This is a genomic window from Bacteroides fluxus YIT 12057, assembly GCF_000195635.1.
Lineage (GTDB): Bacteria > Bacteroidota > Bacteroidia > Bacteroidales > Bacteroidaceae > Bacteroides > Bacteroides fluxus.
In genome coordinates this window covers 72,986-96,754 of sequence record NZ_GL882621.1, presented here as the reverse complement: position 1 = coordinate 96,754, position 23,769 = coordinate 72,986, and the positions used below count along the sequence as shown (strand labels likewise).

The following is a 23,769-nucleotide window of genomic DNA, read 5'->3' as shown; positions in this document are numbered from 1 at the left end:
ACCCATCTTAATTAAAATATTTACGCATGAAAAAGATAATAATCGCCACCATTACAGCCTGTATCATTCCCTTTTCCCTCTCCTTTGGAGAGGGACGGGAGGAGGTTATCCATGCCGTGCTCCGGCAAATTGAAGCGAACAACAAAGAGTTGCAAGCCAATGCCCAACTCATTTCTTCGCAAAAACTGGAAAACAAGACCAATAACAATCTGGCCGACCCGACCTTGTCATACGCTTATCTATGGGATTCGAAGAATAGCGACGAGACGGTGGGCGAACTGGTTATTTCCCAAAGTTTTGACTTCCCCACGCTTTATGCCACCCGCGGGAAGATGAATCGTCTGAAAACAAATGCACTGGACGCTCAAGCGACAGCATTCCGCCAGCAAATATTGCTTCAGGCCAAAGAGATATGCCTGGACATCATCATGCTGCAACGCCAGCAATCCTTACTTGACGAACGTCTGAAGAATGCGGAAGAATTGTCTGCCATGTACAACAAACGTCTGGAAACCGGAGACGCCAACGCTCTGGAGACTAACAAAATCAATTTAGAATTACTGAATGTGCGCACGGAAGCCCGCATGAACGCAACCGCATTGAACAATAAGTTGAAGGAACTGACTGCCTTGAATGGCAATCAAACCTTGATCGTCAGTGACCGTCCGGTTGCCGAAGTGCTCGGCTTGACGGAATATCCCGCCGCTCCGCTGCCCGTCAACTTCCAGCAGGTATGCGATGAGCTCCTCGCCGCAGACCCCGCCCTGCAGTCACTCCATGGGGAAAGCGCCGCAGCCCGCAAACAGATTTCCGCCAGCAAGCAGGGATGGTTGCCCAAACTGGAATTAGGCTACCGCCGCAATACGGAAAGCGGGCATCCGCTGAACGGAGTAGTAGTAGGCTTCTCTTTCCCGATATTCGAAAATCGCAGTAAGGTTAAAATGGCCAAGTCACAAGCCCTCAACATAGAGTACCAGAAGGAGAATGCCGCCCTGCAAGCCAGTTCTGCTTTATGGCAACTGTATGAAGAAGCCCGCAATCTGCATACTTCCATGGAAGAGTACGAGCGTACCTTCCGGCAACAGCAAGACTTGACCCTGCTGAAACAGGCACTCATGGGAGGGCAAATCAGCATGATTGAATATTTTGTGGAAATCTCGGTAGTGTACCAAAGCAAGATGAACCTCCTGCAATTGGAGAATCAATACCAGAAGGCGATGGCACAGATTTTCAAAAGCCGGTTATAAAGAAAGAGAGCTGTCTGCGGTTGGCGGACAGCTCTCTTTCTTTATATCCTTATTCCTCTACCAGCATCAGCCCTACTCCTCTGACTGTCTTTATGGAAACAGTGGGATCATCTTCCAAGCATTTGCGTAGTTTCACCAGATAGGTATCAAGACTACGGGAAATAAAGTAGTCGTTTTCATCCTCGGTTTCCCAGTTATGACTGACAATGGCGCCCCGTTTCACCACTTGATTCTTGTTCTGTGCAAGAAGTTTGAGAATTCCGGCTTCGCGCCGACTTAGTACTACATTCTTACCGGCTTTGTCATTTTTCAAGGTAGCATGTTCGGCGTCCAGTTTGTAATCGCCGAAGTAATAGCAGTTCGTTTCATTGCGCAAGGGCTGCCCTTTTCTCAATTTAAGCAAAGCATGTATATGGGCATCCAGTTCTTCAGCAACAAAAGGCTTCTTCACATAATTGTCGGCTCCTAACTTATACCCGTTGGTCACATCAGTGGGCGTACCCAATGCCGAAGCCAATAAGATAGGCGTATCACAATCCACCTCACGGATGCGTTCCAGCATCTGAAGCCCATTCATTTCAGGCATTTCCACATCTGAGATAATGATATCCGGACGATGCTCCTTATACGCTTTCAAGCCTTCCTGCCCATTGGCAGCCGTAATTACTTCATATCCCCCAATCAACCCTTCCAGGGTATTCTTCACTACATAGGTCAAGGTGATATCATCTTCCACCAACAGCAACTTAATTTTGTTTTCCATGTATCATTCTTTGTTTTCAGTATCCTCTTCCTCCAATGCCGGCATATACAACGTAAATTCACTGAATTTTCCAACTACGCTACTCGCCGTCACTGTCCCTCCATGTGCCTCCATCACCTGATACACATAGTTCAGTCCCAATCCGAACCCCGCCACCTTGCCCAAACGGGAACTTTTGATGGCAGAACCACGCTCAAATTTATCGAATATCTTCCGCTTGTCCTCCTCGGAAAAGCCGATGCCATTGTCGCGTACCTTGATGCAAGAATAACCTCCGCTACATTCCGAAGTTATCTCCACCTCCACTTCCCCCTCGTCTTTAGAATATTTGACGGCATTATCCACCAAGTTATAGACAGCCTCTTCCAGATATTCCTTGTCGGCATCCACTTCCCTGGCTTGCAGGTTTAACGTGAAATACAACGGCTTGGTAGATTTCGCCTTAAAGGTTTCCCTTATTCTCCCAAGCATCGGTTCCAGTTGTACTTTCTCTTTGACCATCGTCAACTTATGGCTTTCCAACTTCGAAATGGTCAGCAGCTTGTTTATCAACTTCAACAAATGCACAGTTTCGGACTTTACAACTCCCAGAAAGCTCTTTTTCAATTCCGGTATGCTTTCTATTTTCTCGTCATTCAACGCATCAGAGCACATCATGATAGAGCTAAGCGGCGTCTTCATGTCATGAATCATAGCGTATGAGAAGTCCTCGCGAAGTTTGGCCACTTTTTTCTGGTAGATGATTACTTTTATCTGATAAACAATGCAACCGATTACTAAAACCAACATGATAAAGGAGGCTATCATAAGCAAACCCATGCGTTCAAAAAAAGTCTTGTAAGGATTAATAAGGAGAAGTTCTACACCTTCCGACAAATCCGTTCTTACCGGAACAGCTTTACTTCGAATTGTATCACGAGAAAAATTCAATATCTTACTTTGTCTCAACAACTCCCTACTCCGCAACTTCACTTCACATACCACGAAGTCGTCTTCAATTCCATATTCTTTTAAGAGAACAGAAGCTATGGAATCAACCGTATCCATATTCATCGGATAGCCCAGATCCGTAATTCCTTCATAAAAAAAAGTGTTTTCCGGAACAGTATCATTCTTGGAAGAACCGTCTATTCTTGTCCCTTTAGGTGTTGTAGCAAAACGAATAGAGGCTTCTTTCCTTACCGCCTCAGCAATCGCCTCACTGCTTTCTTTACGCAGGTTCTCCTCTATTAATATATAGGTATTATTTAGCCAAACTCCCTGAATTGCTATTGCAGCCACCAGCCCCAATGAAGTGAAGAATGGCAAATAAGCTTTTTTTCTACTTTGCCACATCTTAACCAATGCAACGAAATGCCTCTTTATATATAAGGTGCACCACAGTTTTATATCATTCATCTTCTTCATCGTAACAATCTGGCCGCAAAGATACATATTCATTTTAATAGTCTTAACGTAAAACTAACATTTTCCTAACATTACAACCAAATACCATGCAATAACTTTGCGGCATAATAAAAAAACAAATGTATAACTTACAAATTAAAATATCATGAAAGATTTAATCGTAGAACTGAATCAAAAAGAAAAAGAAGAAATTTTCGGTGGAGAAGAGAAGAAAGGGTATGAAAACAATGACAATCCTAACAATACCGATTGGATAAACAACATGTGGCTTGGCATCCCTTTCAACTTCGAATATCAGAAAGACTAAAAACAATCGACTAAAACAATAAAAATAAGCAAAATACAGAAAAGCGAACAACTTTAACGTAGAACTAACATTGCTCTAACATTAATCCCGAACTAAAGCCCCTAACTTTGCGACATCAAACAAAGAGAACACTAACAATTAAAAGGCTAAAACCAATGAGAACGAAAAAGAAGTATTATAACCCGCAGTATCCGCAGAACACACTAAAGTTTCTGCCCCTGCTTTGTTAAGGAACAATGAAAGTTTAACGTAAAACTAACATTACTCTAACAAAAGAAACAAAGTGAAGCACTTAACTTTGCAACATCAAATTAAAACAAATACAGCAACAGTAAAAAACAAAGAAAAATGAAAGACATCAAATTCACAAAAGCCCGCAGATGCAATAGGCCCAATCTGTGGAAACCACCCCGATAGGGAGAAAGAAAAGGGATTCCTGAAAAAGTCTATGCTTGACAGAAAGTTAAAGTAACACAAACACAGCATCAACACAAACACACTCTTTTAAAGAAAAGGGATTTCAAGACAGACTTTTTCAAGGAAACCTCCAAACAAAGTTTACAACAACAAAACATATTTATTAATTTGTAAAATCAACTACTTATATATACAGCCGTATTTTGTTAAACCTATTATAAATGATGATGATTATGAATAAAATACTTTTTAGCGGTGCCATTAGTCTGATTTTGATTATTGCAGCATTCTTTATACCTATTGAATGGGTACAGAAACCGATTTTCTTATTAGGAATAATATCCATATATACCCTCCTTAGAAAAAGATATACTGTTATGGATTATCTTCATCATCCTATACCCGCATTAGTAGCCATCGTCATCATCTTTCTTTTATCCCTCATTCTACTGTCAGGATATAACGCCACAATAAAGGTTGCAGGAGGAATTGTTTTGATAGTTTTATTGTACAAGCGTTTTGCACATATAAAAAGATTCAACCATTGAGTATATCACTAACGCAAAATAAACCACTTCGGACATGAACAATTTATTACAGCAAGGAGATTTTCACATCTTTTCTTTCGACAAAAAGAAATATGTATTCCTATCCGGCAGCCAGCAGATTCTGGAAATAAGCAATCCCACAATGGATGCCTATTTCAACAGATGCGCAGGAAGAGACGACGGCAATACTTTAGGAGATACTACCATCGACATGGTGACGGAAACCCTTAAAAGTTTGTGTACAGTACCTTCCGCCTGCTGCGAAAAGCAAAAACAAGACATGCTGACACTGAACGTAACGCATGGTTGTAACATGTCCTGCAAATATTGTTTTGCTTCGACCCTGCAAGACAGAAAAAGCGTGATGTCCCTTTCGGTAGTCAGAAAAGCAATTGCCTACATGCTTGAAGGTAATCCCGACAGCGAACGATACACCATTTACTTCTTCGGCGGCGAGCCGCTATTACACAAACAGTTTGTCAGAGACGTAGTGGAAATAGCCAAAGAAGAAATCATATCCCGGCGGAACAAAGACGTATGTTTTCTGCTGAACACCAATGGTACATTGATAGATGACGACATGATGAACTTCTTTGTACAAGAAAAGTTCACCGTTACAGTCAGTATTGACGGGCCGCAAAAGATGAATGATGCAAACCGAGTATTCCTTAACGGTCGCGGTAGTTTCAGACGAATCGTCGAAAATATAGAAAGACTCAAAAAAAGGGGTGTAAACTTCAATCTAAGGGCTACCATCAGTCCAAAGAACACAAGGTTGCTCGAGACGTTCCGCTTTTTCGAGAGCATGGAAGTCCCTTACTCTTATGCCTTCACAATTGATTCCGATGTAAAAGACCGGAGCACGACCCACTTTGATACCAACGGCATTAAGGCAATAGACAAGCAACTGGGCGAGGTCATGAACTTTTTTACCCGAAAGTTAATGAACAGAGAAACCATCTACTGCAACGACTTTCAAAGGAATATCAGCCGCCTAAGAACCAAGAGCGTGAAATACCAGGGATGTGCAGCAGGCAGAAACAGCTTTATTATAGACGAAGCAGGAGAGTATTATCCATGCCAGAACATGCTTTCCCATCAAGATATGTCCGTAGGAAATGTGTCCGAAGGTATTGATAACAGCAGATTGCAACTTTTCCGTTCAAAAGAAGTATCACAACTTGCAAATTGCCGGCAATGTTGGGCTAAATACCTATGTGGAGGCAATTGCGAAGCAGAACGACAGCTTCTGGGACAAGAAAGTAAAGACTGGAAACAAAAATGCAAAATGATTCGGTTGGAATGGAAACATTTGATTCATTCCTATATCAAGCTAAACGATTTTATTAACAATATGTCTAACAAACACAAAATTATCGATTATGAAAAATTTAAAAGAGCTGGGGCTTAACCCCATTGACGAGAAGCAAGCAGAGAGTATTAACGGTGGGTCTATTGGAATACCTCCAACGATTATAAGCCCGAAAGATTTGGAAGTATGTTGCTACAATATACCACCAATGGACATACTAGGAGACATTTGGAAAGACTTGATGTAATGTTTCCTTCGATTCTCCAATTAAGCCCATAGACGACAACAATGGCATGCCGGATTTTAAGATACCGAGCAAAGAAGATTTCAAATTCTATTAATCGCAATAGAAAAGCGTACTAATTAGTAATAATCTAATAATATGAAAATCAGAGACACCCCGATTAAGAAAAAAAATAAATAGAACGCAAATTAACAACATTATCAAAGAAGATGAAAATAATTAAACTGTGTAATAACAGAAGATTGGATGCAATACTTAAGACTATAATCGCATTTACATCATTAACATTAATGGCGCTTTGCGTTTTATATTTTAAAGATGAATGTTTTGATTTAAAAAGGGAAATTATGCATTCAATGAGAGTAGCTATTAGGATTTTAGTGCTCATTATAATAATAGATTATATTAAAATTAAAAAAAGAATGGAACAATGAATAATACAGAAACACTTATCAGTTTGAGCAAGACTGAATTACAGAACATTAATGGTGGAGAGGTTCCTAGAGCATACTATATGGACCAAGATGTTATAAACCAAAATTGAAATAATCTTTGCACTTTCGGAGGTGTAACATGTATTTTCCAAAGGATTGATTCCTATTGTATAGAAAAAATGTGAAAGCCTGCATTAAAGCAGGCTTTTTCTTTAAATCTGCAAATAAGATATTTATAGACGAGTGGAGTCAGCGTGCAACTTTAACCTACGACTAACATTCCCCTAACATATCTTCTTCCTTTATCGGCCTACTTTTGCTCCATTAATTAAGAACAAAAGTATTAACCCTTAAAGCAAGAAGATATGTCACTTTTACCGAACGAATGGATAGAAAACAGCATTGAAGCTTACAACTATCAGCACACCACTAAATCACAAGCCATCTATTGGGTAGTATTGGCAGCCGTTACCGCCGCCCTCATCTCCCTCCCCTTCATCTATATAGACATCTCCGTACAAGGCAGCGGAGTGATACGCCCGGTAACAGAAAAAACAGAAATTAGGGCAGCCATCACCGAACTGGTAGATTCCGTATATGTCCGCGAAGGGCAGCAAGTGAATAAAGGGGATATTCTGCTACGATTCCGCACCAGCAATCCCGATTACAAGATTACTTATCAGACCAACCGCCTGAACGATTATGAAGCGCATCTGGCAGACCTCACCTATCTGGCACGCGGAGAGGTACCTGCAAATTTCCGTTCTCCGGTGCGCCGACAAGAATACGCCTACTTCACCAAACGGAAAAACGAACAGGAAACATCCCTCACTAAAGCCAAGAAAGAATACGAACGCGAAAAGATTCTGTTCAACAAAAAGCTGATTTCAGAAGAAGAATATGACAGCTACTACTTTCAATATCAAAACCAGCAGAATGAACTGGCCTCACTTATACAAAGTCAAATCAGCACCTGGCAGGCAGACTTGAACAGTTATCGCAACCAGCACAACGAAATGAGCACCACGCTGAAGCAGGAACAGAAAAACAAGGACGCATACATTGTACGCAGCCCGGTGGCAGGTACCATAGACCAGTTCTCGGGCATCTACAAAGGCAGCAGTATTCAGGCAGGCCAGTCGCTTGCAGTAATCAGCCCCGACTCCACGCTGTGTACGGAAGTTTACGTAACCCCACGAAACATCGGGTTCATGAGCATAGGCATGCCGGTGCATGTGCAAGTGGAATCTTTCAACTACAATGAGTGGGGAACCCTGCCGGGAAAGGTGAAAGAAATATCATCGGACTTCCTGACCGATGCCCAAGGCAATTCCTTCTACAAAGTGAAATGTGAAATGGAGCGTAATTACCTGAAACGGAAAAACGGACGGACAGGCCGGTTGAAGAAGGGAATGACAGTCAGCGCCCATTTCATGGTGACACGCCGTTCGCTCTTCGACCTGCTATACCAGAAGATGGACGACTGGGCAAACCCGAGACAATATGAAAGCGAAAACATGATGGCAAGAAACAATTAAAAAAGATAACAATTAAAAAAGATAACAATTATGAAACTCAGAAAAGGAATCAAAATCAAACAACACGACATTACGGACTGCGGGGCAGCCTGCCTTGCTTCAGTATGTGCCTACTACGGGCTGCAATTTCCCGTGGCACGCATCCGCCAATATGCCTTCACCGACCAGAAGGGAACCAACGTGCTGGGAATGATAGAAGCAGCCGCCAAGCTGGGGCTTGCCGCCAAAGGCGTGCGTGCCGAGTTCGATGCATTGAAGCCGATGCCCAAGCCCGCCATTGCCCACGTTGTAGTGAAAAGGGAGCTGCAACACTTCATCGTAATCTACAAAGTGAAGGACACACACATAGTCTATATGGATCCCAGTGACGGACAGATACACAAAATGGATTATGAAGACTTCCTGATAGAGTGGACGGGAGTACTCATCCTGATGGAACCGGAAAAGACCTTCAAAACCGGAAACGAAAAGACCAGTATGATGAAGAAATACCTTTCGCTGATGGCACCGCACAAAAGCGTAATGATGCAAGCCGGCTTCGGAGCACTTATCTACAGTATTTTGGGGCTTTCCACTTCTATCTATGTCGGAAAAATCACCGACTATGTACTGGTGGACAGAAACCTGAACCTACTCAACCTAATGGGTGTCATTATGCTTGTCTTGCTGTTGCTGCGCACCTTCATAGGTGCCATGAAAAGCATCCTTGCCCTGAAAACCGGACAAAGGATTGATGCGGCGCTGATACTGGGCTATTATAAGCACCTACTGACACTGCCCCAGCAGTTCTTCGACACCATGCGGGTGGGTGAAATAATCTCGCGTGTGAACGATGCCGTAAAAATCCGTAACTTCATCAATAACGTATCGCTCGACCTGCTGGTCAACATTATGATACTGCTGTTTTCCGTATGCCTCATGTTTGTCTATTCATGGAAACTGGCACTGATAACCTTACTGTCCGCTCCTTTATTTCTGGGCATATTTTACAGTTTCAACAAGCTGAACCGCAAATACCAGCGCCACATCATGGAGAGTAGCGCCGACCTGGAAGCCCAACTGGTAGAATCTCTCAACTCCATCTCTACCATCAAACGCTTCGGCATCGAGGAATATGCCAACCTGAAAACGGAAACGCGCTTCGTACATCTGCTGAAAAACACTTACCGCAGTATCTATGGTTCCATCATGGCGCAAGGAGGCATACAATTCGTATCTACCGGAATCACAATTGCCATCCTGTGGATAGGCAGTGTGCTGGTCATCGCCCAAGAGGTTACACCGGGCACACTGATGGTATTCTACTCGCTGGTAGGATATGTCATATCGCCCATCGGTTCCCTGATTTCTTCCAACCAGACCATACAAGACGCATTGATTGCCGCCGACCGCCTTTTCCAAATCATGGACCTGGAACGCGAACAGAACGAGGAACAGAAAATAGAACTGACCGAGGAGATGGTAGGAGACATCAGTTTTGAAAATGTCTGCTTCAGATATGGTTCGCGCAAGGAAATCTTCTCTGCACTGAACCTGGCGATAGAAAAAGGAAAGATGACGGCCATTGTGGGTGAAAGCGGTTCCGGAAAAACCACCTTGATGTCACTGCTGCAACATATCTACCCCATTCAAGGAGGACATATCCGCATCGGCAAACATGACATCGCCGAAATAGACAACCGGAGCCTGCGCCAACGCATCGGCACCGTGCCCCAGCACATCGAACTTTTCTCCGGAACCATCGCCGAAAACATAGCCGTAGGCGAACTGCATCCCAAGATGATACGGATAAAGGCCTTGATGGAAATGCTCGGACTGGAAGAGTTCATCGAACGCCAGCCCAAAGGATACAAGACCCAAATCGGCGAACACGGCGTGAACCTCTCCGGCGGCGAACGGCAACGCATTGCCATAGCACGTGCCTTATACAAGAATCCGGAGATTATTATTTTGGACGAAGCAACCTCATCACTGGATAATATAGCCGAAAATCAGGTGAAAATAGTGATGGAGGTGATGAAGGATGCAGGAAAGACAGTTATCGTCATTGCCCATAGACTAAGCACCGTGAAGCATGCCGACCGGATTATTGTGCTGCACAATGGTGAAGTGAAAGAGGAAGGAACGCACGAAGAACTTTCGCAGAAAGACGGTTTATACTGCAAGCTCTGGAAAGAACAGTTCGAAGTTCTTAAATGAAAACAAAAAGCACAGATGGGCGTGTCATAAAGTTGTAAAGCTCCGCACTTTTCTTGCAGCCGCACTGCATATATGTTACAGCATCACTGCAAATATGCAACAGCGCCACTGCAAATGTGTTGCAGCACCACTGCATATAGTATGCAATACCACTGCAACAGGTTTGCAGTGGCGCTGCAATATATATACCGGCTTTGCACCAATATATATACCAGCTTTACAGTGACGTGATTGATTTCACCCGTTTATCGTTGCCAATTCCAGCACCTCTTCCGGCAAATATCCACTGCGTATACGCCATTCCTGGGGATAAAGATTATTGGCACGGTTACCGATATTCTTGACAAATCCCAAAGGAATCTGTTTGTAGGTGAGCAAGACGATGCCACGCGGAGCAGCCTCCGAAAGGACAACGGCCTCCTTGCGCAGGTAGTTGATGGCTTGCTCGCGACCTATCTCCTCGCGGGCAAAGGCATCCGGATCCAGCGCTATACTCATGGCAAGCCCATGAGCAGGTATCCAGTCTTTTCCTTTCAACTCGGCAACATCCACTCCCGCCTGTAGGATACGGAGCGACGAACGCAAAGCGGACAATTCGGGAAGGTAACTTTTCGAGAAAGCACTGACCCGGTTGCCTTCCAGCAGGAACTCATAATCTCCGGAAGAAACAAGCCACGGATGTATCGCCGCAAGCTGCTCTTTGGAAATTCCCGTATTCTTCGCCCCCCTGCCTTGAGGTTTACGGGATTTTCTCCTGGTGTCTGCGGAGACAGAGGTCTGGTTTACGGACGCAGAGTTGAGGTTTGCAGTTGCAAAGGTCAGGTTTGGAGAACCTGTGCCAGCCGGTTTGCGGAGAACCGCCAGGAAGAATCCTTCCCCCTTCGTCCGATGGGGCAGGAAACGATAGACAGGAAAGTCCTCTCCCGACAACAGATTGCCCGTGATATTCCAGTCGGCAGAGATTTCCAACGGCAATACTTCCGCACCGAACTCATCCCGCATCCAACGGACGTTCTCTTCATTCTCTTTCGTATTATAGGTACATGTACTGTAGATGAGAATGCCTTCGGGTTTCAGACAAGGCCATATATCCGACAGAATACGCCTCTGGCGTTGCCAACAGATATCCACGTTCTCCGGACTCCACTCGCTTACAGCAACCGGATCTTTGCGGAACATCCCCTCGCCGGAACAAGGAACATCGGTCAATAGGATGTCAAAGAAGTCCGTCAACGAAGAAAAGTCCGCCGGATCATTGTTGGTGACCACCACACCGGGATGCCCCCACTTCGTGAGATTCTCCGCCAAAATCTGCGAACGGTTACGGATTACCTCATTGGCAACCAGCAAGCTGCCTTTGGGCAACACGCTACGGGCATGGGTCGATTTTCCACCGGGAGCCGCACAAAGGTCAAGCATCGTCACCGGTACATCGCCGGTATAACGTCTCAAGGCCTGCTCCACAAACATGGAAGCAGCCTCCTGCACATAATAGCAACCGGCATGAAACAAAGGATCAAAGGTGAAAGTCAAGCGGTCGGGAAGGTAGAATCCTGTACCGGCCCAAGGAACAGGCCGGAAAGAAGCACGGAAAAGACTGAATGAAGAACCTCCTAATTTATCTTCATTCAGTCTGATACTGACGGGCTGCTCTCCTCCTAAAGCTTCAGCCAGCTTATTGTATTCTTCCGCACCCATAAAAGAGCGCGTATAGTCGGTAAATGCTACGGGTAATTCCATGCTCTGAACTGTTTATGCCGACAAAGATAATGCAAACCGGGGGAAGCATCAAGAGCCGGGACAAAGAATATCCGCCTGCGACTAAAAACTGAGTTTTACCCCGGCAAAATAAGACCGAGGTGTCCCGGGACCATAAATATATCCAGAATCACGGCTTGCCCCCTTATCAAAATCATTCTGATAAGAGTTGAAGATATTCTGTACGCCGACATTGAACTGCAGACAAATACCCGTAAAGTCAATATCATAGGCCAGTTTGGCACCCAACTCAAAGAAAGTGGGACTTTTCACCAATACATCCGCCGTTCCATTCACTTCCGACATCAGATGAGGCACGTACATCCTGCCTGTATAATTTCCGTTCAATGCCATGGAAAGCGGTTTCACCGGCGTATAAGTAGCCGTGAAATATCCATATACATCAGGGGTGCGAAGAATCTTGTCGCTACGGCGTTCTTTCTCGGACAAGTGTTCCTCATCCGCACTCCATTCTTCGGAGGAATCATAAATGCTGCGCTGCACTGTTATTCCTGCCTGTAACTGAATCTTGTCTCTATATGCAATCTTGCCTTCCAAGGTACCTCCATATACTTTGGCTCCCGAGCCATTGACACGGGTCTGTAGCAGGTATCCGCTTCCGGCAGGGTCTTTCACCGGAGGCGTCAAGACAAACGGATCGGAAAGCTTGGTATAGAAACCTTCTATCAAGAAGTTCGCCTGGAAATTCCCGAAGTAGTGATACCAGTCCACCGAAGCATTCAAACTGCGCGAACGCTCTTCCTTCAATCCTTTGGCACGAACAATGGAGACCAATTCTCCGCCCACGTTACTGATATGCAAATCTTCGTCAAATGCCTGCGGAGCACGGAAACCCTCGGCATAGCTGAAGCGGATGTTCACATCTTGAGTGGGATTGTATCGGATATTGGCACGCGGGCTGAAGACAGCTTTGTCCATAATACTGTTCTTATCTACACGAGCACCGATCAGAAAGCTCCACTGTTCGTTGTTCCATTCGTTCTGTACATAGGCACTTGCAATGTTCACCACCTGATTCAGGGGAGCAGGCGTGTATTTGTCAATCAGCTGCTGCAGACGGTTGCCCGTTGCACCGGGATCTTCGTCCAAAGCAGCATCACGGTACTTCTGCATGTCCGTAGCCTTGTCATGAAGGTTGTCGTGGTTGAACTCAACGCCTCCGGTCAAATCGGAAGGCATGAACAGACATTTGTCAAAGTGATAAATATATTGGGCACCCAGCACTCCGGTGAAGTCTGTCGTCATGCCATAGGCACTGTAATAACTGTCACGCACAATGTGTTGGGCAGAAGCATAGGTGCTGAACGTATGCTTCTGATCTCTGGAGAATGCCGTGAATTTAAGTCCTCCCGTATTGATGGAATGTCTGAGCTGCTCCACCAGTCCGGGTTCACCGGTTCCGTTCAAGTCTGCATTCTCGGCAATATGGGGAGGCAGGCCAAAACCGCTGCCGCCACGACGGAATTCCTCCATGTGGTGGTATTCCAGGCTCAGCTTGGAATAGGCGCTTGTCCTGTAATAAGCATTCAGGCCTACCGTCTGATTTCTCAGTTTCGGCAACTCGGAAAAGCCGTCTCCATTGGAGTCCCATGCCGAACGATGCCTGTTCTGCCCGTAGATATAAGCTCCCATCTTATTGTCGGAAGAAACCAGGGAAAGATTCAGCGTCGTATTGTTATCGAACGAGCCGGAACCGTCGAAGTTGGAAATGGAATGAGAAAATGAACCGGAATTACGGATAGGCTCCTTGGTTATGATATTCACCGTCCCGGCAATGGCAGAAGAGCCAAACAGGGCAGAGCCTCCCCCACGCACCACTTCTACACGCTCTATCATGTTGGCCGGTATTTGCTCCAGCCCATAGACACCTGCCAAAGCAGAAAATATGGGTCGCGAGTCTATCAATATCTGGGTATATTTTCCATCCAGCCCATTGATCCGCACTTGTGAATAACCGCAATTCTGGCAATCGGTCTCTACACGTACGCCGGGCTGAAAGACCAGTCCCTGTGACAGGGTATGCGAGTTCGTGAGATCGAATAGCTTGGGAGTGACCACGTTGACCAAAGTCGGTGCCAACCGACGGGCAGTCTCATTACGGTTGGCGGTTACAACCACGCCGTCCAAGGCAACCAGGTCTTCTTCCAGTTCAAAATTCTCTTCCAACGTCTTGCCCCTTTTTAAAATCACCTTACGGTCTTGCGACTTATATCCTATCGCACTGATTTGCAAGGCAAATTCTCCTTCGGGCAGGTTCTTCAAAAAATAATGTCCGGTAGCATCGGTCATAGTCCCGATAGTGGTTCCTTTCAGGGAAACCGTCATATAAGGCAAATGTTCACCCGTACTTTTTTCTATGACATGACCGACAATATTAGCGTCGGTTCCTTTTAAATCTTCTGCATACGCAGTGGCTGAGAGCAACAGACATAACGCCCCCACCATAAAAAAAATATTTTTTTTCATGTATTCTTAAAATAAAATGTGATTCAGCGACAGTGAGTTTTCAATGCCACAACAAAATGACTCTCATACAAATGTATCAGAGGTAAAAAGGAGGAGCACGCAGTCTGATGCTGCCACACGACCTGGTACTTTTGATTCGTTCGGTGGCAAGAACCGCCAGCACGCAAAGCAAAATAAGAAAAATCGGTGTGGCGCTCAAGAGAGCAGACAAAGAAGAAGCTACAAAAGAAGAAAGGAAAAAGATGGTTTCCAGCTGGACTTCCGTATGTTCATGTTGCCCTTTAAACGGATGAGAGTGTACAATGATAACCCCATTTACCACATGCGAGTGGGTAAACAGAGTCAATCCTCCCCAATAGGCTATGAATAGCAGGAGAAGAAACAATCTCATTATTCTACGCGACTTTTTCAAATCAGTCCTTTCTTCAAAGTGAATGGCGAAGATAAGGGTATTTATTATGGGAAACAAAACTAACCATACAATTGAGCCGGCAAGACAGTCAAAATACCCACATCTTGCGATAGAAAATACGGCATACTTCACATTTCCACAAAATTTTCTGCCATATTACGGAATTTCCAGAAAAAATATCTTCTCTTTGCAACTTTATAGGGGGGAGCCACCGTCTAACTCACAAAGAAACAAATAAAAAAACATAGATTATGAAACGTATCATTTTGGGATTAATGATTGCCATGGTGTATTGCACACTGGCACATGGAGTGAACAGAACCGTTACAGAAAACGACGAATCCGGAAACAAGAAGCGGGTAATCGAACTTAGGGATACGGTTATCAATGGCAAAGCCTTTACAGACACGCTCAGCATCATGACTTATGAGAATGGCTCGAAAGCCACCCGACATGACGAAGAGGCGTGGAAGCATACTCAAACCACCGACTGGAGTAATTTCGACCTTGGCAACAAGACCTCCGAAACCGTAATCGCCGTAACAGCCATCATTTTTATATTCGGCCTGCCACTGCTCATCATATTTGTCATCTTTTTCTTCCGCTACAAAAACCGGAAAGCCAAATACCGTCTGGCAGAACAAGCATTAGCAAGCGGACAGCCATTACCGGAGAACTTCTTCAAAGAAGCGGCGGCGACAGATATCCGCAGCAAAGGCATCAACAACATCTTTGTCGGCATCGGACTGTTCATCTTCCTTTGGGCAATCACCGGGGATTTCGGTATCGGCTGCATCGGCCTGTTGGTCATGTTTACCGGCTTCGGACAATTGGTCATCCACTATAGCCAACAGAAGAAAAACGACGAAAAATGAGTCAACTCAACGACATATCGTTAGTCGCGCAGGTCGTGGTGTTTCACAACACCAAGGCCTTCGACCAGTTGGTAAGGAAGTACCAGTCGCCCGTACGGCGATTCTTCCTGCACCAAACCTGCGGCGACAGCGAATTGAGTGACGACTTGGCACAGGACACTTTTATAAAAGCCTATACCCATATTGCTTCATTCAAAAATCTGTCCAGTTTCTCCACTTGGCTGTATCGTATTGCTTATAATGTGTTTTATGACTATATTCGCAGCCGTAAAGAGACAGATGACTTGGACTCCTACCAAGTGGACGCTCAATGCAGTACGCTGCAAAAAGATGTAGGGCAGCACATGGATATCTACCGTGCATTAGCTACCCTGAAAGAAATGGAACGCACCTGCATCACCCTCTTCTACATGGAAGACCAGAGTATAGAGAAGATTGCAGGAATCACCCAATGCCCGGAGGGAACCATAAAAAGCCACCTCTCGCGGGCGAAAGAAAAAATGGCTGCCTACTTAAAACAAAATGGTTATGATGGAAAATGATGATAAACTTCTGGAACAATTCTTCGCCAATAACCGGCAAGAAATAGATGACAACGGGTTTACCCGCCGTGTGGCACACCGTCTGCCGGAACACAGCCACCGCCTGTCACAGATATGGACTGTATTCTGTTTCACTCTCGCACTGGTACTGTTTGTCGCCTTGAACGGACTACAGTTAGTATTGGATACGCTGCGCGAAACCTTGAACGGCGCCATCCAGAGCGGCGCATCAGAACTTGACCCTAAATCATTGCTGATAGCCGCAATAGTATTGCTTTACTTAGGTTACCGCAAGATTTCCTCTCTGGCATAAACAGATTTGCTCTTGCAATAAATTAGCCGGCCCTTACCTTATTAAAATAAAGTAAGGGCTAATTTTTTTTAAACAAGCGAACATATCTCAATGATATATTGTATATTTGCCAGCTCATAAAACTAAATAAACAGGGAAAGTTTTGAGACAAGTTCTATTTATCATATTATTCGTTTTTTCTATTGGAAGTGTTCGCGGACAGGCATCAAGTGATACTATCGTAATGAACTACCTGCAACAGACAGGAGTTCCGGTCACTTGCAATAATGAAGTCAAATTATTGATGACCGGGCACGACAAGTTTATCGACTTATTCCAAACCATTCGCCAAGCCAAACACCATATCCATCTGGAATACTTCAATTTTCGCAATGACTCCATCGCAAATTCCTTATTCGATCTTCTGGCGGAAAAAGTGAAAGAAGGAGTGGAAGTACGCGCCATGTTCGACGCCTTCGGCAATTGGTCCAACAACAAGCCGCTGAAAAAACGCCACCTAAAATCAATCAGTGACCGGGGTATTGAAATTGTCAAGTTCGACCCGATCAATTTCCCGTGGGTGAACCACGCCATACATCGCGACCACCGGAAAATCGTAGTCATCGACGGCAAGATTGGCTACACCGGAGGGATGAATATAGCCGATTATTATATCAATGGCTTGCCTAAAATCGGTAAATGGCACGATATGCACATACATCTTGAGGGGGATGCCGTACGCTATCTGCAAGGTATCTTTCTGACTATGTGGAACCGTGAAACAGGTCAGCATATCGGGGGACCGGCATATTTCCCGGATGTTCCGCAATTTCCGGACAGTGTAGCGGAAGAGATAGCCATCGTGGACCGCACCCCAAGGGAAACTCCCCGTTCCATCAGCCATGCCTATACCGCTTCCATACGGGCCGCACAAAAAAACATACGAATCGTGAATCCCTACTTCGTGCCGACAAAATCAATCCGCAAAGCCATAAAAAGTGCACTGAAAAAAGGAACGGAGGTAGAAATAATGATACCTTCCGTATCGGATATCTATTTTACTCCCGAAGCGTCATTCTACATCGTACATAAACTAATGAAGAAGGGCGCCAAGATTTATCTCTTCAATGGCGGTTTCCACCATTCTAAAATCATGATGGTGGACAGCACCTTTTGTACAGTAGGTACTGCCAATCTCAACAGCCGCAGCTTGCGGTATGATTATGAGACGAATGCGTTTATATTTGATCCGACCACCACACACCAATTGAACGAAATGTTTGAACGTGACAAACAGAACAGTACTCTACTGACCCCTGAAGTATGGAAAGAGCGCTCTGCATGGAAAAAGTTCGTAGGCTGGGTAGGTAATCTTCTGACCCCTTTCCTTTAATCTTTAATTCTTGGTCTTTAATTTTCAATTATTGATTTAATCCCCTACCTTTGCAACCATATAAAAAGCACCATTATCATGAAACAATATTTAGACTTACTCAACCGGGTGCTGACTGAAGGCACGGAAAAAAGTGACCGCACCGGAACAGGTACAATCAGTGTATTCGGACATCAGATGCGCTTCAATATGGAGGAAGGATTCCCGTGCCTGACTACCAAAAAGCTCCATTTAAAATCCATTATATACGAACTTCTGTGGTTCCTCAAAGGAGACACCAATGTGAAATACCTCCAAGACAACGGGGTACGTATCTGGAATGAATGGGCAGACGAAAACGGGGATTTAGGACATATCTATGGATACCAGTGGCGCTCATGGCCTGATTATAAAGGCGGATTCATAGACCAAATCAGTGAAGCCGTTGAAACCATCAAACACAATCCCGATTCCCGCCGCATCATTGTCAGCGCCTGGAACGTAGGCGATCTGGATAATATGAACCTGCCTCCTTGCCATGCCTTTTTCCAATTCTATGTGGCCAATGGGAAACTGAGCCTGCAACTATATCAGCGCAGCGCGGACATCTTTTTGGGAGTGCCTTTCAATATCGCCTCCTACGCCCTGCTCCTGCAGATGATGGCACAGGTTACCGGACTGAAGGCCGGGGACTTTATCCATACTTTAGGAGATGCCCATATCTACTTGAACCATCTGGAACAAGTGAAACTACAACTCACGCGTGAGCCTCGTGCATTACCGCAAATGCAAATCAATCCGGACGTCAAGGATATTTTTGATTTCAAGTTCGAGGATTTCGAACTGGTCAACTATAACCCGCATCCGCACATAGCAGGAAAAGTAGCAGTATAAATGGCAGAGGGGCAACCGCTCTCTATGCAAACAACAATTCCAAGAAGATATGATCAGTATTATCGCCGCAATAGACAAAAACAGAGGTATCGGTTATCAGAACAAATTATTATTCTGGCTACCTGATGACTTGAAACGTTTCAAGGCCTTGACTACAGGCAATACCATCATCATGGGACGAAAAACGTTTGAGTCTTTGCCCAAAGGCGCCCTTCCCAACAGGCGCAACATCGTCCTGTCTTCACAAGAAGATTTCTCCTGTCCGGGTGCAGAGGTATTCTGTTCTTTGGAAGAGGCACTGGCCAATTGCCGCCCGGATGAGCATATCTATATTATAGGGGGAGCCAGCGTATATCGTCAAGCGCTCCCATTGGCCGATGCCCTTTGTCTGACAGAAGTAGATGCCGAAGCTGCCCAGGCGGACGTATATTTCCCTGAAATAGACTTGACCGTATGGCAAGAAAAAAGCAGGGAATCCCACCCTATAGACGAGAAGCATCCCTGCCCTTATGCTTTTGTTGACTATATCCGCCGATAAATCAATCTTCCTCTTCTTCCACCGTTATCGGCATTTGCCGCTTGATGGCTTCATGGAAGGAAATCAGTGTTTCCGTACGAGCCAGCCCCAGCGGCTGTAACTTATCATGAATAATACTCAGCAAATGATGATTGTTGCGGGCATAGAGCTTTATGAACATATCATATTTTCCTGTCGTAAAATGACATTCCACGATTTCCGGAATAGCTTCCAAGGCCCTCGTCACAGCATCAAAAGAGGCAGGATCCTTTAAATAGATACCGATATAGGCACAGGTCTCATACCCTATCTTTTCCGGATCGATAACATATTCAGAACCTTTCAAGATGCCTAAATTTGTCAATTTTTGAATGCGTTGGTGAATGGCTGCTCCCGATACATTGCAGGCTCTGGCCACTTCAAGGAAAGGAATGCGTGCATTGTCGGCGATAAGCTTCAATATTTGCTCGTCTAAAGTATCCAATTGATGATGTCCCATTTCAATTTTTAATGATTAATAAATACTATATCTTCCGTATCTTCATACAGTAATGTGCAAAGTTAGCTATTTTTTTACCAATAAAAATACGGTCTATAACTTTTATTGCTAAAAAAAGAATAAAACCTCATCAGGAATCTTACAGCCGCATATATAAAATTCGACAACACAACCCAAGAAAATTGGAGATGAGGCCCAAACACCGTATCTTTGTAAAAAGATTAAATAATAAAGAATTATGAAGAAACACTTGTTATCCCTTATGTGCCTGTTCGTTACATTATCCTTACAAGCACAAGCATTCAGTGACTATTTTGCAAACAAAACTTTGCGCATCGACTATATCTTCACGGGAAATGCCGCAAAACAGGAGGTCTGCCTGGACGGACTTTCTTCACTGCCGTCATGGGCAGGAAGGAAACAGCACTTGTCCGAACTGCCTTTGCAGGGAAACGGGCAAATCGTCATGCGTGACAAAGCCAGCGGAACCATCATCTATAAAACTTCCTTTTCCTCACTTTTCCAGGAATGGCTCGAGACAGACGAAGCCAAGGCCGTAACCAAAGGATTCGAGAATAGCTTTCTGGTTCCTTACCCGCTCCGTCCGGCAGAAATAGAAATAACATTGCTCGACCCGCGCAGGAATATCCGTACAAGTATGAAGCATATAGTAAACCCGAATGATATCTTGATACATCAGAAAGGAACCGACCACATTACCCCCCATAAATATCTGCTACAAAGCGGAACTACCGAAAAGTGTATTGATGTAGCCATCCTTGCCGAAGGCTATACCCTGGAAGAAATGGATACATTCTATAAGGATGCCGCTATCGCCTGTGAAAGCCTTTTCTCCCATGAGCCATTCCAATCAATGAAGAAGCGCTTCAACATCGTAGCCGTAGCAAGTCCGTCTGAAGACAGCGGAGTTAGTGTACCACGCTTAGGTGAGTGGAAACGCACTGCATTCAATTCACATTTCAGTACTTTCTACTCAGACCGCTATCTGACCACCTCACGTGTAAAGTCCATACATGATGCTTTGGCAGGAATTCCCTATGAACATGTCATCATCCTGGCCAATACGGAAGAGTATGGCGGAGGAGGCATATACAATTCATATACCCTTACCACGGCACATCACCCTAAATTCCGCCCGGTAGTAGTACATGAATTCGGCCACAGCTTCGGAGGTCTTGCCGATGAGTATTTTTACGATGATGATGTGATGACCGATACTTATCCTCTGGATATAGAGCCCTGGGAGCAGAACATCAGCACACGGGTCAACTTCGCATCCAAATGGGAAGATATGCTGGTAAAAGGAACTCCTGTCCCCACCCCAACCTCAGAAAAGGTGAAATATCCCATAGGTGTGTACGAAGGAGGAGGATATTCTGCCAAAGGCATCTACCGCCCTGCGGATAATTGCCGTATGCGGACCAATGAATACCCTGCTTTTTGCCCGGTTTGCCAACGCGCCGTCCGTCGGATAATAGATTTTTATACTGGACAATAAAACAAAACGATATAACTTATGATCAGACTGCAACGCATTACAACCGCCGATACGGCTTTGTACGATTACATGGAACAACTGATGACCTGTTCTTTCCCGTCAGAGGAATACAGGGCGCTGGAAGAATTACGTACCTATACAGATACAAAGACAAGTTTTCATAACAATATCATCTTCCAGGATGATACTCCGGTAGGATTCATTACTTATTGGGACTTTGGGCATTTCTTTTATGTGGAACATTTCGCCATAGATCCTGCACAACGCAATGGCGGTCATGGCAAGAATGTACTGAACCATCTGTGCCAACTTCTGAAATACCCCATTATATTGGAAGTAGAAGAACCCATTGAAGAGATGGCGCAGCGCCGTATCAATTTCTATCAACGCCATGGCTTCTCACTGTGGGAGAAACCATATCAACAACCTCCATACAAGCCCGGAGATCATTTCCTCCCTATGCTGCTTATGGCCTACGGAGATTTACAATGCGAAAGAGACTTTGAAAATGTAAAAGAACATATATACAAAGAAGTGTATAACGTAAAATAAAAATAAAGGCTGCTTAATCAAATAAGCAGCCTTTATCATATAGTTACTAACTTCTTACTGGCGCGGTTGCGCAGAGTAGTTAATTTTCAATGCATAAGCTTGACGAAGAGCTTCTTTGATATCTGTTACGATACCCATTTTCGTATCTTGGTCAACCTTCAAAGATACAGTCATCAACGGCTGATCCTCTTCTTTCATACTATTACGTTCACCAATAATGTAATCTTGAATCTCAGGAACTTCAGCATAGCTGTCATTCAACTGGATACGACTTTCATTACCTAATTTCTTACGAAACTCAGCGGTAGGCTTTCCTACGTAGATAAACGTAACCAAAGATTTCTTTTCAAGTTTTTCCAATTCTGTAGCTTGCGGAACCTTAAACTCAACCTTCAAAGTTACCTCACGCATAGTTGTTACAATCATGAAGAAGAACAACAAGGTGAAGATAAGGTCAGGTAGAGAAGAAGTGTTCAACGCCGGCATCTCACGTTTGCCAGTCTTATTAAATTTTCCCATTACTTCTTTTCTCCGTACTTTTTAGGTTCTGCCTCAGATATCTTCTGAGGATAAATTTCACGAATTGCTTTCTGTTGGTCCTCATTCAAATCAGCATAGTTTTTCTGCCATTTTTCTTGAGCCAATTCGTCGCGTAACTCATTGTATGCAGCTACCAACTCATTCTGTACAGCAAGGTATGCTTTATACGAAGAACCACGGTCGCAACGCAAAGAAATTACATGGTTTTTTGTCACCATCATGTTTCCGAAAAACTCTACATTCGTAGAAGACTTTTCCGGTTTGTTCTCATCGTTATAGGGGTTAGCTATAAATTCCTTTGCTTTTGCACGCAACTGATCTACCGTAATATAATCATTCCCACACATTAACTGGTCCTGCATATTCAGGAAGACAGGCAATATGTTACGGTCTTTCACCTTGATGTCATCCATTTTCTGATCCTTTTCCGGTGGTGGAGGCAACTGTCTTGCCAAACCACGGTCAGTATCCATAGATGTCGTAATCAAGAAGAAGATCAGCAACAAGAATGCGATGTCCGCTGTAGAACTTGAGTTAATATCAGGAACTTTTCTTTTTCCTTTTGCCATTGTAATTACTCTTTAAATTGAGTTGCCCCAATAGTTATGATAATTTCTTCTTAATGCTACTAAAAATGATTGCCAAAACAGTTCCGGCAAACAAAATGTAGATTGAGTAAAGGAACATATCAGTAATCTTCAACCAGAAAGGAACATTGTCAGTACCGTCGTATCCAGGAATATTGAGCGGTTCTTCACTACCCATAGCCCATGCAATAACAACAACTGCTACCAATATAATCAAGCCAATCAAAGATTTCAATGCAGCTCCAGGATTATCTTTCAATGCAGAACCGAATTGGAACACTACACCAACAATCGTAGCAATAACGGCCACAGCCAACAGACCATACATCAAATAAATCAATGCATCTGTCTGAGCCGGTTGCCACATTTCTGAGTCAACGCTCATCAGTACTGCATCACCCTGAGCATCTCCACCGAAGTAGAACAAGCCCAACACTACCAAAATGGCAGCGAACATTGCGTACAGTACGTAGTATGATACTTTATATGATAACTTAGCCATCTTAA

Annotated in this window: 23 protein-coding genes; 14 read left to right on the top strand and 9 right to left on the bottom strand. The window is 44.4% G+C overall.

The features are described 5' to 3' along the window. The first annotated feature begins 26 nt into the window (after nt 1–26). Nucleotides 27–1,247, top strand: a complete 1,221-nt coding sequence (locus HMPREF9446_RS05425; RefSeq protein WP_009124436.1) for a TolC family protein — start codon at nt 27–29, stop codon at nt 1,245–1,247. Nucleotides 1,248–1,296: 49 nt separating this feature from the next. On the opposite strand, the gene HMPREF9446_RS05420 is transcribed toward HMPREF9446_RS05425, so the two are convergent. Continuing rightward, a complete protein-coding gene (locus tag HMPREF9446_RS05420; RefSeq protein ID WP_009124435.1) occupies nt 1,297–2,010 on the bottom strand; it encodes a response regulator transcription factor in 714 nt (237 codons plus the stop codon). Nucleotides 2,011–2,013: 3 nt separating this feature from the next. Then, nucleotides 2,014–3,450 carry a sensor histidine kinase gene (locus tag HMPREF9446_RS05415; protein ID WP_009124434.1) on the bottom strand — a complete coding sequence of 479 codons (1,437 nt, stop codon included), beginning with the start codon at nt 3,448–3,450 and terminating at the stop codon, nt 2,014–2,016. 112 nt (nt 3,451–3,562) lie between these two features. On the opposite strand from HMPREF9446_RS05415, the gene HMPREF9446_RS18650 reads away from it, so the two are divergent. From HMPREF9446_RS18650 to HMPREF9446_RS05390, 5 genes are all read left to right on the top strand, one after another. Next, a complete protein-coding gene (locus tag HMPREF9446_RS18650) occupies nt 3,563–3,724 on the top strand; it encodes a hypothetical protein (RefSeq protein ID WP_009124433.1) in 162 nt (53 codons plus the stop codon). A 650-nt stretch (nt 3,725–4,374) separates the two neighbouring features. After that, the gene (locus HMPREF9446_RS05410; protein ID WP_148345737.1) at nt 4,375–4,689 is read left to right on the top strand and encodes a hypothetical protein; all 315 of its coding nucleotides are present in this window, start codon (nt 4,375–4,377) and stop codon (nt 4,687–4,689) included. A gap of 34 nt (nt 4,690–4,723) precedes the next feature. Then, nucleotides 4,724–6,100, top strand: a complete 1,377-nt coding sequence (locus HMPREF9446_RS05405) for a radical SAM/SPASM domain-containing protein (RefSeq protein WP_009124431.1) — start codon at nt 4,724–4,726, stop codon at nt 6,098–6,100. Between the two features lie 944 nt (nt 6,101–7,044). Next, nucleotides 7,045–8,217 carry an HlyD family secretion protein gene (locus tag HMPREF9446_RS05395; RefSeq protein ID WP_009124428.1) on the top strand — a complete coding sequence of 391 codons (1,173 nt, stop codon included), beginning with the start codon at nt 7,045–7,047 and terminating at the stop codon, nt 8,215–8,217. 30 nt (nt 8,218–8,247) lie between these two features. Beyond that, complete coding sequence (locus HMPREF9446_RS05390) at nt 8,248–10,416, top strand: peptidase domain-containing ABC transporter (RefSeq protein ID WP_009124427.1); 2,169 nt, start codon at nt 8,248–8,250, stop codon at nt 10,414–10,416. Between the two features lie 237 nt (nt 10,417–10,653). On the opposite strand, the gene HMPREF9446_RS05385 is transcribed toward HMPREF9446_RS05390, so the two are convergent. The 3 genes from HMPREF9446_RS05385 to HMPREF9446_RS05375 form a co-directional block, all read right to left on the bottom strand. Next, complete coding sequence (locus HMPREF9446_RS05385) at nt 10,654–12,156, bottom strand: methyltransferase RsmF C-terminal domain-like protein (RefSeq protein ID WP_009124426.1); 1,503 nt, start codon at nt 12,154–12,156, stop codon at nt 10,654–10,656. A gap of 81 nt (nt 12,157–12,237) precedes the next feature. After that, the gene (locus HMPREF9446_RS05380; protein ID WP_009124425.1) at nt 12,238–14,661 is read right to left on the bottom strand and encodes a TonB-dependent receptor; all 2,424 of its coding nucleotides are present in this window, start codon (nt 14,659–14,661) and stop codon (nt 12,238–12,240) included. Nucleotides 14,662–14,737: 76 nt separating this feature from the next. Continuing rightward, the gene (locus HMPREF9446_RS05375; protein WP_172634240.1) at nt 14,738–15,052 is read right to left on the bottom strand and encodes a hypothetical protein; all 315 of its coding nucleotides are present in this window, start codon (nt 15,050–15,052) and stop codon (nt 14,738–14,740) included. A 272-nt stretch (nt 15,053–15,324) separates the two neighbouring features. Here HMPREF9446_RS05375 and HMPREF9446_RS05370 point away from each other — a divergent pair, with 272 nt between their 5' ends. The 6 genes from HMPREF9446_RS05370 (at nt 15,325) to HMPREF9446_RS05345 (ending at nt 19,586) form a co-directional block, all read left to right on the top strand. Further along, nucleotides 15,325–15,948: a DUF6249 domain-containing protein gene (locus HMPREF9446_RS05370; RefSeq protein ID WP_009124423.1), complete on the top strand. Its 624-nt coding sequence runs from the start codon at nt 15,325–15,327 to the stop codon at nt 15,946–15,948. Further along, nucleotides 15,945–16,490, top strand: coding sequence for an RNA polymerase sigma factor (locus HMPREF9446_RS05365; protein ID WP_009124422.1), 546 nt, complete (start codon nt 15,945–15,947; stop codon nt 16,488–16,490). Before HMPREF9446_RS05370 ends, HMPREF9446_RS05365 begins: the two co-directional genes overlap by 4 nt. Then, nucleotides 16,477–16,803, top strand: coding sequence for a DUF5056 domain-containing protein (locus tag HMPREF9446_RS05360; RefSeq protein WP_039968625.1), 327 nt, complete (start codon nt 16,477–16,479; stop codon nt 16,801–16,803). The genes HMPREF9446_RS05365 and HMPREF9446_RS05360 overlap by 14 nt, the downstream gene beginning before the upstream one ends. A gap of 142 nt (nt 16,804–16,945) precedes the next feature. Next, nucleotides 16,946–18,175 (top strand): cardiolipin synthase, encoded by a 1,230-nt coding sequence (gene cls, locus HMPREF9446_RS05355; RefSeq protein WP_172634239.1) that lies wholly within the window; start codon nt 16,946–16,948, stop codon nt 18,173–18,175. 78 nt (nt 18,176–18,253) lie between these two features. Next, nucleotides 18,254–19,048 (top strand): thymidylate synthase, encoded by a 795-nt coding sequence (locus tag HMPREF9446_RS05350; RefSeq protein WP_009124419.1) that lies wholly within the window; start codon nt 18,254–18,256, stop codon nt 19,046–19,048. Nucleotides 19,049–19,097: 49 nt separating this feature from the next. Continuing rightward, entirely contained in the window at nt 19,098–19,586 is a 489-nt protein-coding gene (locus HMPREF9446_RS05345) for a dihydrofolate reductase (RefSeq protein ID WP_009124418.1), read from the top strand. A 1-nt stretch (nt 19,587) separates the two neighbouring features. Here HMPREF9446_RS05345 and HMPREF9446_RS05340 read toward each other — a convergent pair whose 3' ends face one another. Next, nucleotides 19,588–20,064 carry an Lrp/AsnC family transcriptional regulator gene (locus tag HMPREF9446_RS05340; protein WP_005827104.1) on the bottom strand — a complete coding sequence of 159 codons (477 nt, stop codon included), beginning with the start codon at nt 20,062–20,064 and terminating at the stop codon, nt 19,588–19,590. A 238-nt stretch (nt 20,065–20,302) separates the two neighbouring features. On the opposite strand from HMPREF9446_RS05340, the gene HMPREF9446_RS05335 reads away from it, so the two are divergent. Together HMPREF9446_RS05335 and HMPREF9446_RS05330 are read left to right on the top strand one after the other, a co-directional pair. Next, nucleotides 20,303–21,583 carry an IgA Peptidase M64 gene (locus tag HMPREF9446_RS05335; protein ID WP_009124417.1) on the top strand — a complete coding sequence of 427 codons (1,281 nt, stop codon included), beginning with the start codon at nt 20,303–20,305 and terminating at the stop codon, nt 21,581–21,583. Between the two features lie 18 nt (nt 21,584–21,601). After that, a complete protein-coding gene (locus HMPREF9446_RS05330; RefSeq protein WP_009124416.1) occupies nt 21,602–22,135 on the top strand; it encodes a GNAT family N-acetyltransferase in 534 nt (177 codons plus the stop codon). 54 nt (nt 22,136–22,189) lie between these two features. On the opposite strand, the gene HMPREF9446_RS05325 is transcribed toward HMPREF9446_RS05330, so the two are convergent. From HMPREF9446_RS05325 to HMPREF9446_RS05315, 3 genes are read right to left on the bottom strand one after another with little or no spacing between them, the layout of a single operon-like run. After that, nucleotides 22,190–22,654 carry an ExbD/TolR family protein gene (locus HMPREF9446_RS05325; RefSeq protein ID WP_009124415.1) on the bottom strand — a complete coding sequence of 155 codons (465 nt, stop codon included), beginning with the start codon at nt 22,652–22,654 and terminating at the stop codon, nt 22,190–22,192. Further along, the gene (locus HMPREF9446_RS05320) at nt 22,654–23,244 is read right to left on the bottom strand and encodes an ExbD/TolR family protein (protein ID WP_009124414.1); all 591 of its coding nucleotides are present in this window, start codon (nt 23,242–23,244) and stop codon (nt 22,654–22,656) included. Before HMPREF9446_RS05320 ends, HMPREF9446_RS05325 begins: the two co-directional genes overlap by 1 nt. A gap of 34 nt (nt 23,245–23,278) precedes the next feature. Continuing rightward, nucleotides 23,279–23,764 carry a membrane protein gene (locus HMPREF9446_RS05315; protein WP_009124413.1) on the bottom strand — a complete coding sequence of 162 codons (486 nt, stop codon included), beginning with the start codon at nt 23,762–23,764 and terminating at the stop codon, nt 23,279–23,281. Nucleotides 23,765–23,769: the final 5 nt, after the last annotated feature.

Excerpts from the sequence above, each read along its gene's own strand:
- HMPREF9446_RS05425 (WP_009124436.1), top strand. The coding sequence starts at position 27 with ATGAAAAAGATAATAATCGCCACCATTACAGCCTGTATCATTCCCTTT.
- HMPREF9446_RS05420 (WP_009124435.1), bottom strand. The coding sequence starts at position 2,010 with ATGGAAAACAAAATTAAGTTGCTGTTGGTGGAAGATGATATCACCTTG.
- HMPREF9446_RS05415 (WP_009124434.1), bottom strand. The coding sequence starts at position 3,450 with ATGAATATGTATCTTTGCGGCCAGATTGTTACGATGAAGAAGATGAAT.
- HMPREF9446_RS18650 (WP_009124433.1), top strand. The coding sequence starts at position 3,563 with ATGAAAGATTTAATCGTAGAACTGAATCAAAAAGAAAAAGAAGAAATT.
- HMPREF9446_RS05410 (WP_148345737.1), top strand. The coding sequence starts at position 4,375 with ATGAATAAAATACTTTTTAGCGGTGCCATTAGTCTGATTTTGATTATT.
- HMPREF9446_RS05405 (WP_009124431.1), top strand. The coding sequence starts at position 4,724 with ATGAACAATTTATTACAGCAAGGAGATTTTCACATCTTTTCTTTCGAC.
- HMPREF9446_RS05395 (WP_009124428.1), top strand. The coding sequence starts at position 7,045 with ATGTCACTTTTACCGAACGAATGGATAGAAAACAGCATTGAAGCTTAC.
- HMPREF9446_RS05390 (WP_009124427.1), top strand. The coding sequence starts at position 8,248 with ATGAAACTCAGAAAAGGAATCAAAATCAAACAACACGACATTACGGAC.
- HMPREF9446_RS05385 (WP_009124426.1), bottom strand. The coding sequence starts at position 12,156 with ATGGAATTACCCGTAGCATTTACCGACTATACGCGCTCTTTTATGGGT.
- HMPREF9446_RS05380 (WP_009124425.1), bottom strand. The coding sequence starts at position 14,661 with ATGAAAAAAAATATTTTTTTTATGGTGGGGGCGTTATGTCTGTTGCTC.
- HMPREF9446_RS05375 (WP_172634240.1), bottom strand. The coding sequence starts at position 15,052 with ATGAGATTGTTTCTTCTCCTGCTATTCATAGCCTATTGGGGAGGATTG.
- HMPREF9446_RS05370 (WP_009124423.1), top strand. The coding sequence starts at position 15,325 with ATGAAACGTATCATTTTGGGATTAATGATTGCCATGGTGTATTGCACA.
- HMPREF9446_RS05365 (WP_009124422.1), top strand. The coding sequence starts at position 15,945 with ATGAGTCAACTCAACGACATATCGTTAGTCGCGCAGGTCGTGGTGTTT.
- HMPREF9446_RS05360 (WP_039968625.1), top strand. The coding sequence starts at position 16,477 with ATGATGGAAAATGATGATAAACTTCTGGAACAATTCTTCGCCAATAAC.
- HMPREF9446_RS05350 (WP_009124419.1), top strand. The coding sequence starts at position 18,254 with ATGAAACAATATTTAGACTTACTCAACCGGGTGCTGACTGAAGGCACG.
- HMPREF9446_RS05345 (WP_009124418.1), top strand. The coding sequence starts at position 19,098 with ATGATCAGTATTATCGCCGCAATAGACAAAAACAGAGGTATCGGTTAT.
- HMPREF9446_RS05340 (WP_005827104.1), bottom strand. The coding sequence starts at position 20,064 with ATGGGACATCATCAATTGGATACTTTAGACGAGCAAATATTGAAGCTT.
- HMPREF9446_RS05335 (WP_009124417.1), top strand. The coding sequence starts at position 20,303 with ATGAAGAAACACTTGTTATCCCTTATGTGCCTGTTCGTTACATTATCC.
- HMPREF9446_RS05330 (WP_009124416.1), top strand. The coding sequence starts at position 21,602 with ATGATCAGACTGCAACGCATTACAACCGCCGATACGGCTTTGTACGAT.
- HMPREF9446_RS05325 (WP_009124415.1), bottom strand. The coding sequence starts at position 22,654 with ATGGGAAAATTTAATAAGACTGGCAAACGTGAGATGCCGGCGTTGAAC.
- HMPREF9446_RS05320 (WP_009124414.1), bottom strand. The coding sequence starts at position 23,244 with ATGGCAAAAGGAAAAAGAAAAGTTCCTGATATTAACTCAAGTTCTACA.
- HMPREF9446_RS05315 (WP_009124413.1), bottom strand. The coding sequence starts at position 23,764 with ATGGCTAAGTTATCATATAAAGTATCATACTACGTACTGTACGCAATG.